This is a genomic window from Candidatus Chlorobium masyuteum (assembly GCF_011601315.1).
Lineage (GTDB): Bacteria > Bacteroidota > Chlorobiia > Chlorobiales > Chlorobiaceae > Chlorobium > Chlorobium masyuteum.
In genome coordinates, this window is the sequence record NZ_JAAORA010000006.1 from 1 (window position 1) to 14,671 (window position 14,671).

The window sequence follows — 14,671 nt, forward strand, 5'->3', positions numbered from 1 at the left end:
CATCTCGAAAAAATGGACGATGCCGATTCGGAACTGGGGCTCGGTTATCAATCAGCTTTCCATTAAATTTGAGGGCAGAATTCCGTTATGACAAATGGCCGTTTACACAGTTTTCTGTACAGACCCTCTCCACCTTTACCTGAGCCTCCCGCCTTGAACACTAAGATCCTGAACTGCTTCCGCATGTTTACTGGTTATGAACGTCCCTGCTTCACTGTTATGCATTTATTTGCCCTGTACTTTTTCCTGCGTGAATGTAAACTCATGAGGCTCTCCGGCTACAGTTACAACAAGCTTAATTTCCTGGGGTTGCTGCACTACTTCAGGTAATGCAACTTTCACAATGCCACCCTGCCATGCACCTGGAAATATTGTTTCCTTTTTCAGAATTGTTGATGACAGGTTCTTCAGGTTTTCACGCCCCTCTACCTGCAAGCGAGCAAAGCGTGCTTCAGAATTTGCCTGTGCTGTATTTCGGGCGGCCTGTGCAGCAGCGGAGTTATAGGTGGTGCTTGAGTAGCTACCGTAAACATTCGCACTCTTGCCATAGTTAGAATATACCGAACCGGAATAGGTCCCACTGGTATTGGAGTAACCTGCATTTGCAGCATTCATTGAATCGGCGAAACCTTGCAACGCGGCTCCAACCGCAGCCCATGCTTGGCGTTTCTTTTCTTCAGCTATCAACTCATCGTAGCTAAAGACCTTAAGCATGCTGAGTTGGCCATTGGTATCTGCTGATGCAGTTATATGTTCTGTAGAAAAGAGGATGTCTTGAGATGTCCCGTTATTTACCGCTATGACGAAGTCACCTCGTTGGCCACTGGTAACGATTTCCGTATCAGGCGATACGGCTACGATATTTTGTTTTATTGATATGAGTGTCTTTCGACCATCTTTGAAGACTGATTTCTGTCCATCCGATGGCACTCCACTTAATCTTCCGTAGGTCGCACAGCCTTGCATTCCTACGATAAGCAATAGAATCCCTATCCTTGTGACTATTCTCATCAGAATCTCCTTTATTGCCACATATTAGTTATAAAGGTCTTCGTTAATCAGTATCCTAAATATCTTGCTCCTGTGAAGTTTATCCAATTTCCATCAATAATTGGCTCTTGAAATCCTTCTCAAACTAAGTGGGATTTTCTGCCTATGACAATCATGCAATTGAGAGAATGCTCCACGACACTTCATCACGTTGAAATCCGCTTCATTTCTCTGCTTGATGGGTCGTTGATAGCCATTCAAGAGATGAATTAGTTTTGGTAAAAGGATTTAGTTGAAGCAGTTATGAACGTCCCGGAACCACATTTATGTTATAAGCGAATTTAGGGCCTATTAGCTTTGAATCTATCGAGGTTTCGGCCTGTTGTACCAGCGTAGCGAATCAGCGGCCTTTCTTTTTTTTGCAAAAATAATTGCAAAGAGAGTGCTTTTCAGGTAAATTATGTCAAAGGATTGGGCTTTTCCCGGTCGACAATGAGGCTTTGGACTTTTTCCGAGGCCTTTTTGTTTTTATGGGAAAACTTTTCTATTCAGCTCTTTGCTTTTCAAGATTTCGTAGGTTCTGTTGGATTGAGTGGGCCGCAAGTACTGAAGTGCCAGTGGCCGCGCAACAAGGTCAGCTATTTGCAGGCCGGTTGAGTTGCTTGCTTTCGGTACAAAAACAGGCTCAAACTTCATTTTCTGAAAATCCGTCGATTTGTAATACCAGTCGCACTGATTGGCACAAATACGCCGGAACTCGAGCTCAAGCTGGGCATCTTCAATTTTTCCCCGTGCTTCGAGAAGCACATGTAATCGCTTCCCTGTCTCTCCCTGACTGCTCAAGTAGGTCAAAATCCTCTCCATACAGAAACGTAATGCCAACTCATAGGGGTTGAAAGGAGTGGCATACTTGCTCAGCAGTTTCGGTTTGTCAATGATTGATGTGATAAGCTGTATGGGTGCATCGGCAATGATTTGAGTAAGCCTTTCCAAAAACTCTTCTCGCAAGGCTCTGTTCGTTCTCAACGTTGCGAATATGCCGCTTTCTTTTCGGATATCCCGTTCATGCAGTATCACCTGGTCGTGACCCCATATATCAAGTTTCAACTTTTGAACAGTCGGCACAAGAAAGTTTAAATAATCGTGCTTGCTGATGATGCAAAACACCAGTGCAAACACGGGAAACTCCTTATCCAGCGTGACAAGGCCATGGTCGCCACTTTCATCGACAAAAATGAGATAATCGCTATAAGGAATACCATCCATCGGTAAAGAAATAAGGATTTATACCTTGACCTATACACAAAAATATTTGACTTACGGAAAGAAGACCCTAAGTATTATACGACTTTCATCCAGCGGACACCAGACAGCACCAAGCACCATTGCTTTATGTCGATCATTCTCCAAATGACAGGATTCGTCGCAGTAGATATTGAAAATCTCGCTCATAGTATCACTCCATCTCGGGAGAGATTGTTGTTTAAAAGTCTCCACTCAGGTTTTCATCCTAAAAAACTCATCGAACACACGTTCTGACATACTCATACACCGGCATCAAGCGATCAAAACCCTTTTGCATCAGTGTTTTTGCCTCCTCGACATCAGAGGGAAAGTTTGACCATATCGTCGTATAAATTTGAAGATGAGGAGATACTTCCATCATCTTGAGCATACCGCTTTTGGAAAGTGTTACTTCCTGTTTTGCTCGTCCTCTATGATTGTTTTGAGGATCAAGACAGGCATAAGCCTCATCAAGTGTTTTTTTCCACTGAAAACCGGTCATCTCTTCAAGCAAAATACCGCTACAACCAAGGCTTCGCTCTTCTATAGCAGGTCTATTGGTTACTTGCCACGCATCGCGAAAAAAACCAATGTAAATTTTATCTTTTTCAACCGGCAATGAAAGCAATGCTCTGCTTTTCAATTCGCCCTCAATGAATCTGGCGATTGGCCAATCATCATACTTCATGCCCTCAAGATTGACACCAAGCCTGGCTCGTTCCGGTTTATCCTTAAAAGTCGCAACATTCCATTGAACACCTTCGGCATCGTCACTCATACCATCGTATGGTTTGGATTTATCGCCAAATGCTCTTCCCGATACTCCCAAAATGGTTTTAAATGCATCGGTTAAAAGTTTGATAGACTTTTCAGTATCCATGCATTATTGATTATGTACCCGATTTTGAATTGGAATCTCTTTTTTCGTGTAGTAACGGTTCAGTTGAGCCATCGCATTTCGGGTGAATGGGTCGATGTCGGAAGCGTTAATAATCTCGATAATGTCTGACCACGTGACTGTGTTACTACCGGAAGCTTGCCGTTCCAGTTTGGCTTGCACCATTTTTCTTTTTTGGAATTCAGGGATAAGTTTTTCCCACAACTCAACAATCAACGGTAAAATGTCATACTGTTTGTAACCGGTTTCGTCTTTGCGGCCTTCGCCGGATTCGAGTTTGGCTTCGATTACAAGCATTGTTTTTGGGGAGACAAGCAAAATATCTGGCTTGGCGTTAAAGGCCCAGCGCACCTGCTTCAGCTTCTCCAGACCAGCGTTTTTCAGCTCTTCTATGCCCCAATGGCTTGGGCTCCAGAGTTTTTCTCTTTTGGGGGTGGTCCAGAAAAGCTCATGCTGATCAAGCGAGGCGAGTGGAACATCGCGAATTTCGAGGATCTTCTCAAGAACGACTCGTCTCAGGTTATGGGTGTCTTTTAAATACTCATCAGGTTTGCCAAGGTCGTACCAGTAATCTCGAAGCGCAGCTACTTCCACATAGACTTCAAGATTATCGGGATGAAGCGCTATATCACACTTACTTTTTGCAAGTTCAGCAAAACCAACTCTGACTGCCCTTGAAGATAAAAGCGCATGGGCAAACAAGAAGCAAAAGAACCGCTCTTCCCTGTTAACCACGGAATAAGAATTTTTGTTGAACATTATCAAGTTGAAATAGTTGTGAACTTCCCCGAGTTCTCTTTTAAATCTACGAAATTCAACCATGCGCACAACGTAAATTTATTGTACATTAAAGTATTACCTCTTCAACAGATATACCATCAATCATGGCTGGATACTCTTTTCTTGACCTGGCTTACGAGGTGCTGCTGCAATCTCCGGCTCCGCTGACCTATCAGGAGATATGGAACAAGGGAAAAGAGAGTGGGCTTACCGAAAAGATTCGGACGTCAGGTAAAACCCCATGGCAAAGTCTTGGTGCTCAACTCTACATTGAGGTGCGTGACAATGACCAGTCAAGGTTCATCAAGGCAGGTGAACGACCAGCCCGTTTTTTTCTTGCCTCACGCGAAAAAGAGTTGCCTTCTGATATCATATCGGTAATCGAAAAGGCAGAGGCCAAAACAAAGGATAACACTGTCAAATATCAGGAACGGGACCTTCATCCCCTTCTTGCCTATTTTGCCTATGCAAACCTTTCTTTCAACAGAGGCCGCCCGATCCTCACCAAAACGATCTTCCACGAAAAATCACAGAAAGCGGGTTATAACGAGTGGGTACACCCAGACATGGTAGGTTTTTACCTGCCTATAAAGGACTGGAAATCAGAGGTTATAGAGCTCAACCGGTTATCGGATAACAACTCACTCCGGCTATTTTCCTTTGAGCTAAAAAAACAGCTTAACAGGGCCAATTACCGTGAAGCCTTTTTTCAGGCAGTTTCAAACTCATCATGGGCTCATGAAGGGTATCTTGTTGCTCCGAACATATTGCAGAATGACGACTTCCTCTCTGAACTCGAACGCCTTGCCTCTTCATTCGGCATTGGAATCATCCATCTCGATCTCGCGGATATCGACGCATCAACAATTCTCTACCCTGCACACCGCAAAGAGGCTCTTGACTGGGAGACTATCAACAAGCTTTGCCTGCAGAACAAAGATTTTGAAAAATTTCTTCAGGATGTCAAGATAGACTTTGAATCAAAACGTCTCCATCGCTCGGAATATGACGAGGTGCACAAAGAGATCAAGGAGTACATCCGCTCGAAGTTGCACATTGACGTACTTGAATAGCTGCAAGAGCAAAAACACAATCACACAACACTCTTTCTGAAAAAGAGTTATCACTATTTTTTCCCGTAATACCAAGCAGTACCGCATCACCATGGCATCAAGCAATCATCAGGATCTCGCAGGATTTATCTGGAATATCGCCAACAAGCTCAGGGGCCCATACCGCCCACCACAGTACCGGCACGTCATGCTGCCCATGACCATTCTGCGCCGTCTCGACCTGGTGCTTGAGCCAACAAAAGATCAGGTACTTGCTGAGCTGGAGAGACTGAAAAAGAAAAATATGACCGGCCCGGCGCTTGAAGCCGCGCTCTCAAGAGTTGCCAACGGCGGCAACCGCAAGCAGGCGCTCTACAACACCAGCCCGTTCACGTTTCAGAAACTGCTTGGGGATGCTCCGAATATTGCTGACAATCTGATCTCCTACATCAGGGGTTTTTCACCCCGTGTCCGCGACATCTTCGAAAAATTCGAGTTTGAAAAGGAGATTGAAAAGCTTGACGACAGCAACCGCCTTTTTCTGATAGTGAAAGAGTTCTGCAGCACAGAGATTGACCTCTCACCTGCCAAGCTCTCGAACCTTCAGATGGGTTACCTCTTCGAGGAACTGGTACGAAAATTCAACGAACAGGCCAATGAAGAAGCTGGAGATCACTTCACCCCGCGCGAAGTTATCCGCCTCATGGTTGAGTTGATGTTCGTCTATGAGAATGAGGTTTTCAAAGCCGGAAAATACAGCTCCATCTACGACCCGACAGCAGGAACCGGCGGTATGCTCTCGGTTGCAGAAGAGTACATCAAGCGCAAAAACCGTGACGCCAACATTGAGCTTTTCGGGCAGGAGTACAACCCGGAATCCTACGCTATCTGCTGTTCCGACCTGCTCATCAAGGACGAAGAGATTGCCAACCTTGTCTATGGCGATACGCTCGGCATCAAGGATGCAAAAAGCCGAGCCTACAACTTTGTCCCGCAGGACGGCCACCCCGACAAAGAGTTTCACTTCATGCTCTCCAATCCGCCCTTCGGTGTGGAGTGGAAACCTGAAAAGAGTTATGTGGATGATGAAGCCGAACTTGGTTTCAGCGGACGTTTCGGAGCCGGAGTGCCGCGCATCAACGACGGCTCGCTGCTCTTTTTGCAACATATGATATCCAAATTCCACTCTTCCCCGCAGAGCGGTGGCGACGGATCACGAATTGCCATTGTCTTTAACGGCTCTCCCCTCTTCACCAGCGATGCCGGAAGCGGTGAAAGCAATATCCGGCGCTGGATCATTGAAAACGACTGGCTCGATGCGGTAATCGCCCTGCCCGACCAGATGTTCTACAACACCGGCATCTTCACCTACGTCTGGATTGTCACCAACAAGAAGCCTGAAGAGCGCAAAGGATATGTGCAGCTCATCGACGGAACCCGTCATTTCCGCAAGATGAAAAAGAGCATGGGCAACAAGCGCAACGAGCTCTCCGATGATCATATCAGTGAACTGGTAAAACTTTACGGCAACTTCCGGCAGAACGCTGAATGCACTACAGAGAACAACGGCAGTGAAGAGAAAAGAATATGCTCCAAAATCTTCCGCAACATCGATTTCGGCTATCTGAAAATGACCGTTGAACGCCCCCTGCGCCTCAACTTTCAGGCGAGCCCCGAACGCATTGAACTACTTAAAACCGAAACCGCATTCCATAACCTGATACTGAGTAAAAAGAAATCCGTCGAAGCACAGGCCGAGGCATTCCAGAATGGCAAAGTCTTACAGCAGGCTCTGCTTGAAGCCCTGCAAGGCATGGATAGTGAAACACTTTACCGCGACCGCCCTCTCTTTGCAAAAGCATTGGATGACGCACTGAAAAGTGCTGATATAAAAATTGATGCTCCGCTGAAAAAGGCAATACTCAATGCACTCGGCCAGCGTGACGAGAAAGCGGAAATCTGCCGTGACAGCAAAGGCAACCCGGAACCCGATCCTGAACTTCGCGACACGGAACTGCTCCCGCTTCCTGACGACACCTGCCTGCCGCTGCCGATCGGCTACGATAAAGACGCCAATAACAGCAAGCTCCTCAAGCTGGTGCAAAGCCACTGCGAAGAGTATCTCAAGCGAGAGGTACTGCCGCACGTCAGTGACGCATGGATAGACCACAGCAAAACAAAAGTCGGTTACGAAATCCCCCTCACCCGGCACTTCTACGTCTACAAACCACCCCGCCCGCTGGAAGAGATTGAGGCCGACATAAAAGCTCTGGAAGCAGATATTCTTGCCCTGCTCCGGGAGGTTGTTGAATGAGCCGCCATCAAAAATATCCGGCATACAAGAATTCCGGAGTGGAGTGGATCGGGGAAATTCCGGAACACTGGGAGGTAAAACAAACAAGACACGTTTTCAGGATTTTTAGTGGATCAACTCCAAAAAGCGGTGAAGAACTTTTCTGGGATGGCGATATTACATGGTTCACACCTGAAGATTTAGGCAATAACCAGCAAAACAATATCTCGGAGAGCAGAAAAAAAATAACTGAAGATGGCTATAAAAGCTGCGGCACTTCTCTTGCAAAAGCGAACAGTTTAGTTCTTTCAACTCGTGCACCCATCGGGCATATTGCTCTTTCAACAGTGCCGGCATGCTGCAATCAGGGATGCAGAATTCTTGAACCTGAAAACAGTTGTTCTGGATATTGGTATTACACCCTGTTATCAGCAAAACCAGCATTGCAAAGCTTGGGACAAGGCAGCACTTTTATGGAACTCCCCCGTCAAAGCCTTGCCAGTTTCAAATTACCATATCCCCCTCTCGAAGAACAGCAAGCCATTGCAAGCTTCCTTGACCGGAAAACAGCACAAATCGACGAACTGATTACAAAAAAAGAGGAGCTGCTCAAAAAACTCGACGAAAAACGCACCGCCCTCATCACCCAGGCCGTCACTAAAGGGATTGACCCGTCAGCGCCGATGAAAGAGTCTGGTGTTGAGTGGATTGGGAGAGTGCCGACACACTGGAAGGTGACACGTATAAAATTCCTATTTCCTCGTTTGTATTCAGGTGTAAGTGTCAATTCTGATGCATTTCCTTCTGACCAAGATTCGATTGGAGTCCTTAAAACAAGCTGTGTTTACGGAAACAGATTCTCTCCAGAAGAGAATAAAAAAGTAATTGATGAAGAGACGGAACAAGTCGCTTGTTCAGTAACCAAAGACAGTGTTATCATAAGTAGAATGAACACCCCGGACTTGGTTGGAAGCTGCGGTTATGTTGAGTTCGATTATCCGAATCTATTTTTGCCTGACCGACTTTGGATAGCACGATTCGAAAACCACAAAAAGATGGTCGGGAAATATGCATGGTACCTTATTATCTCAGATACTGTTATAAAACTTACAGGTGTTCTTGCAACAGGAACGAGCGGAAGCATGAAAAATCTTTCTCAGGATTCTTTTTTGAATATCGCCACAGCAGTACCCCCAATTGAAGAACAGCAAGCTATTACCAAATTCCTTGACAATACAACAGCGACAATAGATCGTCAGAAAGCACAAGTTACTGAAGCAATCGAACGACTCAAAGAGTACCGAAATGCGCTCATCACCGATACTGTAACCGGTAAAATGGATGTTCACTTGCATGGAAAAAAGTAAAGCCTGTCACCCTGAACAATAACGGAAACTGTACCATGAAAACAATAAAAATTTTCCTCGCCTCATCAAATGAGCTGAAACATGATCGCGAGCAGTTTGAAATCGAGATCAATCGTAAAAACAAAGCCTGGGCTAAAAAAGAGATTTTCCTCCATCTTGAAATCTGGGAAGACCTCTCTTCAAGAATTTCATGCACACGTTCACAGGATGAGTATAACAAGAAGATTAAAGACGCTGATCTTTTTGTGCTTCTTGCTTGCAACAAAGTCGGGATGTACACTGCCGAAGAATTTGATACCGCTTTCGGAGCATTCAAAACAACCAAGAAACCATTCATTTTTACTTGGTTCAAAGATCCGACGACAACCCCCGATCCAAGCCTGCAAGTATTCAAAAACAAACTTGCTGCATTAGGTCACTTTTATGCCACCTATACCGACAGCAATGACCTCTGGAACCAGTTCAATAAAGAGCTTGAGCGGCTTGAAGATGCGGACTTTAAGAAAAATGATATCGTTACCCGCACTATAAATCAAGGCAAAAAAAGTGTTTATATTGAAAACGGAGGTAATATAACTCTCACTGTACAGTAAACCATACCCATCATGGCTGAAGAGAAACGCGAAACAACATTGGGTGATAAATCAGTTTATATTGAAACATTTGAAAGCGGGAATATCAGCATACAAATATTTCAATATGATTCAAATGAAATAATTAAAGAGATAACAAGTGCAATTAATGAAAATACTCAACAAGAATTGTTTGTTATAATTCTCTGTGAAAACATAAATACTATAAGTCAAATTCCAGAACTTTCTTCAATTAGCAATTATTATAATAACAATTCTTTAGAATGGAAGCCGTTCAACGAAAAAACCATAACAGAGCTTCTTCTTGAATATGAAAAAGAATCAGGATATAAAGTTCGTTATTTAAATTTTAATTACGCTGAGACAACAGAAATCTCTTCAATCGTAGAATTTGAAGACGTTTTCCTGTCAAAAATAGTCATAATTACTGATGGCTTAGCTTTAGATGATAAAAAAATAAATTTCACAAATTCGATAGACCATAAAATGCATATCGGAGGATTTCTTTTACCTCTCGACGAGAACATTAATCCTAAAACTAAAGATTATTACAAAAAATATTGCGCTAATTTCTTCCCAAGAATGTGCGCGAGATATAAAAGCTATAATCAATCCTACTCTAACATTATTATAGAAGCAAAAGATAGTACACAATTTTTTAGGGGACTAACTTCGTTCGCAAAAATCCTAAAAATTAAATCGGCTAATTCCGGATCACTATTTGCTAAATTTAAAAACGAAGCATTAGACATACTAAGACCCGATGGGCGATGAATAAAAATAATATAATATCTTTTTACTCCTTCAAAGGAGGCTCAGGCAGAAGTCAACTAGTTGCAAATTTAGCCGCATATCTTTGCATATATGAGAACAAAAAAATACTTATTATAGATTGGGATTTAGATGCCCCGGGCATTGATTTATTCTTTAACTGTGAACGAAAAATAATCAATCGCGGCTTAATAGATGTTTTTGAAGATTACATCCACACTGTTCGGTCAGGCGAGATAATAAACGAAAATAATTTACCGATATTTGATTTCTCATTTAATATACTTTTAAACGGTAAAGGAGGAGAAGTCGACTTATTACCGGCAGCAAATTACAATAAAAGGAATTTTTCTATCGCAATAAATAACTTTGACTGGTTTGATTATTACGAAAACCTAGACGGCAAATACCATTTAGAATTTATTAAAGAAAAACTAAAAGAATCAAAATACGACTATATTCTTATTGATAGTAGAACAGGAAATAACGACTATCTTGGCATATGCAATATACAATTGCCTGATATAAACATAATTATTACCACACCAGCCCTACAAAATATTAATGGTGGATTTGAAATAGCATCACTTATTTTAGCGAATAAATTCACAAAAAACGAACGAGAGAAGCCAATCATACTGCCAATTCTTTCACGGCTTGATGCCTCTCATAGCAAGAAGTCAAACGAATGGAAAAATATATTTGTAAATAAATTTAAAAATATCATAAAAGAATCCCTAAACAATAATAGCGTCAACAAAGATATCTATCAATATATTCGAGATACATCTATTGATTATGTTATTGAGTTAGCATATGGAGAGACATTGATATTCGATAAGAAAAAAAAAGAAATAACTCCAGGCAGTATCCAAGAACAATTTATAAACATTTGGAATTACATAGAAAACAAACAATCTTTTAAAAAATTCCTTAGCATATCACCATTATTTCCTGATGCTTTTTTTGGACGCACAAGTGAACTAAAGGCAGTACGCGATATACTTTTTTCATCCGGAAATCTATTAATTATATCTGGTGAAGGAGGAATTGGCAAAACATCCTTCACATCAAAGTACTATCATACATATAGCGAAGAATATAATCACTTAGCTTGGATTTTTGTTGATAAAAACTTCGCTGATGCCATACTATCATTAGCACATGTGTTACACGTAACATTCCCTGATTTGATGACGAAAAATGATCGAATTAAGACTCTGCTCCCTGAAATGGCAAAACTGAAAAAGCCCTGCTTGCTGGTCATTGATAACGTAAATAACAAGGAAGATCTCGAAGCCTATTACCACTTCTTCGCGGAATTAAACAATTTTCATATTCTGATCACAACCAGAATATCATTTTTTTGGAAAGCTAAAAAATACACAATAACCCCTCTTGACAAAGAAGATGCATTCAAACTATTTAAAGCCCACTATCCAGCCCATAACCCTGAAGAAGATGGGTTACTAAATCAGATTTTGCAGGCAGTCGGATACAACACACTGGTTATTGAATTGCTGTCAAAAAACCTTAGCAACCTCAACAATCAGCTCCGCAAAAGATATACACTAAGTTTATTACTTGAAGATCTAAAAGGAAAAGGATTATTTGGAATAAGCCAAAGTGAAAAGATAAATACATCATATAATAACTATGGAATAAGGCTGCATAAAGAAAAACCGGAAGCAATTCTTTCGGTTATGTATAACCTCATGGAACTCGATGAGGTGGAAAAAGGTATGCTCTCGGTGTTTGCGCTGCTTCCGGCAGAACCGATAGCATATTCATCAGTTGAGGAGTTGTTGCCCAACATTGAAAATCTCGACAAAACTTTGCTAAACCTTGCCCAAAAAGGGTGGATAGAATTTAATGACAATTCCAACAGTTTTAAGTGCAGCCCTATTGTGCAGGAAGTTACCCGATTCCAGAACAAGGAAAAGCTTTTTGTGCATAGTGAACTTCTGATCACCACACTCACGAAAAAGCTTGATTATGAAGCAGGAACCGGCAATTTAGTAACAATCAGCTTTGATAAGGGAGCTCTTTATGCCCGATATGCAGAAAGCATACTTTGTCTTGCTGTTATTTTACAACATAAAGAAAACATAAGTCCACTATTAGGTCTCGTAGGTAATTTTCATAAAACAACAGGAAATCTCAACAAAGCTTTGACCTTTTTTGAGCAGAATGCCCAATTAAATAAAGAGCTCTATGAGGAATATCCACAAAATGTCTCCTTCAAAAATGGGCTCGCCATTTCGTATGAAAAACTCGGCGTAACTCACTCCGCTCTCGGCAATCTCGACAAAGCCCTGACATTCTTTGATGAACGATCCCGTTTAGGTAAAGAGCTCTATGAGGAATATCCACAAAATGTCTCCTTCAAAAACGAGCTCGCCATTTCGTATGAAAAACTCGGCGTAATTCACTCCGCTCTCGGCAATCTCGACAAAGCCCTGACATTCTTTGATGAACGATCCCGTTTAGGTAAAGAGCTTTATGAGGAATATCCACAAAATGCCTCCTTCAAAAACGGACTTGCCATTTCGTATGAAAAACTCGGCGTAACTCACTCCGCTCTCGGCAATCACGTCAAAGCCCTGACATTCTTTGATGATGAAACCCTTTTATTTGAAGAGCTCTACGAGGAATATCCACAAAATGTCTCCTTCAAAAACGGGCTCGCCATTTCGTATGCGAAGTTAGGGCTTTTCTACAGAGATGAGCGCGCCGATTGGGCAAAAGCTCGTCGATATTTTGAACAGGCAGAAGCATTTTTTAGTGAACTCGTAAAGAACTATCCCTTCTACGCTGAATTTCAAAAGAACTGGTCGTTGGTAAAAGATATTCTGAACGCCTTATAAACCTTATTTTTTGAGTTGGTAACACCACCCCTTATGCACAAAGAATCCGACTTCGAGCAATCCATAGAGCAATCGTTGCTGCTGCATGGCGACTATGTAAAGAGCGACCCGCTGGCTTTCGACAAAAAGCTTGCAATCTTTCCTGACGAGGTTATTGCGTTCGTTCAGGATACCCAGCCGGAGTTATGGGAGCGCTTCTCTGCACTTAACAACAGAAACGCAAAAGCTGTGCTGATCGAGAGCCTTGTACGGGAGCTGCGAACCAAAGGGATGCTCTCCATTCTTCGAAGCGGGTATATGTGTTTCCACACCGGTAAAATGGATGTTCACTCGTATGGAAAAAGGGAAAGCCTGTCAGCCTGAACAATAACGGAAACTGTGCCATGAACCTTTTACAATTAATAGATTTGGTTGCTTCGGGAGAAGATGGCGCCCGGCAGTTCAAATCCGATATTCGGAACGCTGAATCTCTGGCATCTGAAATGGCAGCTTTTGCCAATGCTGAGGGAGGCTCCATTCTCATTGGCGTTGCGGACAATGGCTCCATAAAGGGCCTTGAAAGCAGTGATGTTTCGCGCATCAACCAGCTTATCAGTAATGCCGCCAGCCATCTGGTACGTAGTCCGCTTACGGTACAAACTGAAAATATTCTCCTTGAAAATCGAAACGTTGTCATTGTTCTTACCGTACCCAAAGGCATTGATAAACCCTATTTCGATAAAAACGGTGTGATCTGGCTCAAATGCGGTGCTGACAAGCGACGAGTCAATACAAAGGAAGAGTTACGACGATTGTTTCAGATAACCAATCAGTTTCATGCTGATGAACTTCCCTCAAAAGCAGAAGTTGACTCTCTCGATAAGCTTCGTTTCAGGGATTTTCTTAAAACAACCTATCAACAGGAGTATCCTGAAACAGATGAAAAGCTGAAAAAGCTTTTGCAGAATATGAATCTGGCTACCGACACGGGAAAGCTGAACCTTGCTTGTGTACTTTTATTCGCCGAAAAACCGGAATGGATTGTACCTCAATTTGTTGTTAAGGCGGTTCGCTTTCCTGGCAATGAAATCCATCAAAGCGAGTATCTGGATATTGAGGATTTTACCGGAGCGTTAGGAGCCATTTTTGAGGGCGCGATGGCCTTTTTGATGCGAAACATGCACAAGGTGCAGGCTGGGAGGGGAATCAATGCACCCGGAACCCCTGAAATACCGCCGGTGGTCTTTGAAGAACTACTGGTTAATGCCCTGATACACCGCGATTATTTTGTAAGCGCCCCAATCAGACTGTTTTTATTCGATAATCGAATTGAAATTATCAGTCCGGGTCACCTGCCCAACAACCTGACTGTCGCCAAAATCAAAACTGGTAATTCCAATATCCGTAATCCCACTCTCGTCTCCTATGTTGCAAAGGGTCTGTTACCATACCGGGGGCTTGGTTCTGGAATCAAACGGGCAATTGATGCGTGGCCGGAAATTGACTTTATCGATGATCGTGATGGTTGTTTGTTTACCGCCATTGTTCACCGTAAAACAATTGACGGTTCGGTAGAAAGTTCGGTAGAAAGTTCGGTAGAAAGTTCGGTAGAAATCGATAATCCTGTGCTCGAACAGTTCAGACTGAATCCTGAACTGACTCTTCATGCATTGGCGAAAACGCTGGGCATTTCATTGAGGGCAACTGAAAAAAGGGTGGCTAACTTGCAGGAAAAAAAGCAATTAAAACATATCGGCCCTAAAAAGGGCGGTTACTGGCAGGTACTTTAATCGTATG

General features: G+C 42.8%; 12 protein-coding genes and 1 pseudogene. 8 read left to right on the forward strand and 5 right to left on the reverse strand.

Annotated elements, in window-relative coordinates; translation table 11 throughout:
- Window positions 1–225 precede the first annotated feature (225 nt).
- The 5 genes and pseudogenes from G9409_RS09815 to G9409_RS11955 form a co-directional block, all read right to left on the reverse strand.
- A complete protein-coding gene (locus tag G9409_RS09815) occupies window positions 226–1,011 on the reverse strand; it encodes a hypothetical protein (RefSeq protein WP_166808594.1) in 786 nt (261 codons plus the stop codon).
- A gap of 507 nt (window positions 1,012–1,518) precedes the next feature.
- Window positions 1,519–2,256, reverse strand: a complete 738-nt coding sequence (locus tag G9409_RS09820) for a DUF3800 domain-containing protein (RefSeq protein WP_166808595.1) — start codon at window positions 2,254–2,256, stop codon at window positions 1,519–1,521.
- A gap of 72 nt (window positions 2,257–2,328) precedes the next feature.
- Window positions 2,329–2,442, reverse strand: a pseudogene (locus tag G9409_RS12215) (DUF3800 domain-containing protein); the annotation flags it as partial.
- Between the two features lie 67 nt (window positions 2,443–2,509).
- Entirely contained in the window at window positions 2,510–3,154 is a 645-nt protein-coding gene (locus G9409_RS09830; RefSeq protein ID WP_166808597.1) for a hypothetical protein, read from the reverse strand.
- A 3-nt stretch (window positions 3,155–3,157) separates the two neighbouring features.
- Window positions 3,158–3,994 carry a hypothetical protein gene (locus tag G9409_RS11955; protein WP_208019709.1) on the reverse strand — a complete coding sequence of 279 codons (837 nt, stop codon included), beginning with the start codon at window positions 3,992–3,994 and terminating at the stop codon, window positions 3,158–3,160.
- A gap of 62 nt (window positions 3,995–4,056) precedes the next feature.
- Between G9409_RS11955 and G9409_RS09840 the strand changes: the two genes are divergently transcribed.
- The 8 genes from G9409_RS09840 (at window position 4,057) to G9409_RS09875 (ending at window position 14,664) form a co-directional block, all read left to right on the forward strand.
- A complete protein-coding gene (locus G9409_RS09840) occupies window positions 4,057–5,025 on the forward strand; it encodes a COG2958 family protein (protein ID WP_166808598.1) in 969 nt (322 codons plus the stop codon).
- A 91-nt stretch (window positions 5,026–5,116) separates the two neighbouring features.
- Window positions 5,117–7,318 (forward strand): type I restriction-modification system subunit M, encoded by a 2,202-nt coding sequence (locus G9409_RS09845; protein WP_166808599.1) that lies wholly within the window; start codon window positions 5,117–5,119, stop codon window positions 7,316–7,318.
- The gene (locus G9409_RS09850; protein ID WP_166808600.1) at window positions 7,315–8,664 is read left to right on the forward strand and encodes a restriction endonuclease subunit S; all 1,350 of its coding nucleotides are present in this window, start codon (window positions 7,315–7,317) and stop codon (window positions 8,662–8,664) included. The genes G9409_RS09845 and G9409_RS09850 overlap by 4 nt, the downstream gene beginning before the upstream one ends.
- 35 nt (window positions 8,665–8,699) lie before the next feature.
- A complete protein-coding gene (locus tag G9409_RS09855; RefSeq protein ID WP_235923295.1) occupies window positions 8,700–9,257 on the forward strand; it encodes a hypothetical protein in 558 nt (185 codons plus the stop codon).
- Window positions 9,258–9,269: 12 nt separating this feature from the next.
- Complete coding sequence (locus G9409_RS09860) at window positions 9,270–10,031, forward strand: hypothetical protein (protein WP_166808601.1); 762 nt, start codon at window positions 9,270–9,272, stop codon at window positions 10,029–10,031.
- Window positions 10,028–12,895, forward strand: coding sequence for a KGGVGR-motif variant AAA ATPase (locus G9409_RS09865; RefSeq protein ID WP_166808602.1), 2,868 nt, complete (start codon window positions 10,028–10,030; stop codon window positions 12,893–12,895). Before G9409_RS09860 ends, G9409_RS09865 begins: the two co-directional genes overlap by 4 nt.
- A 33-nt stretch (window positions 12,896–12,928) precedes the next feature.
- A complete protein-coding gene (locus tag G9409_RS09870) occupies window positions 12,929–13,258 on the forward strand; it encodes a hypothetical protein (protein ID WP_166808603.1) in 330 nt (109 codons plus the stop codon).
- A gap of 20 nt (window positions 13,259–13,278) precedes the next feature.
- Window positions 13,279–14,664 carry an RNA-binding domain-containing protein gene (locus G9409_RS09875; protein ID WP_166808604.1) on the forward strand — a complete coding sequence of 462 codons (1,386 nt, stop codon included), beginning with the start codon at window positions 13,279–13,281 and terminating at the stop codon, window positions 14,662–14,664.
- Window positions 14,665–14,671: the final 7 nt, after the last annotated feature.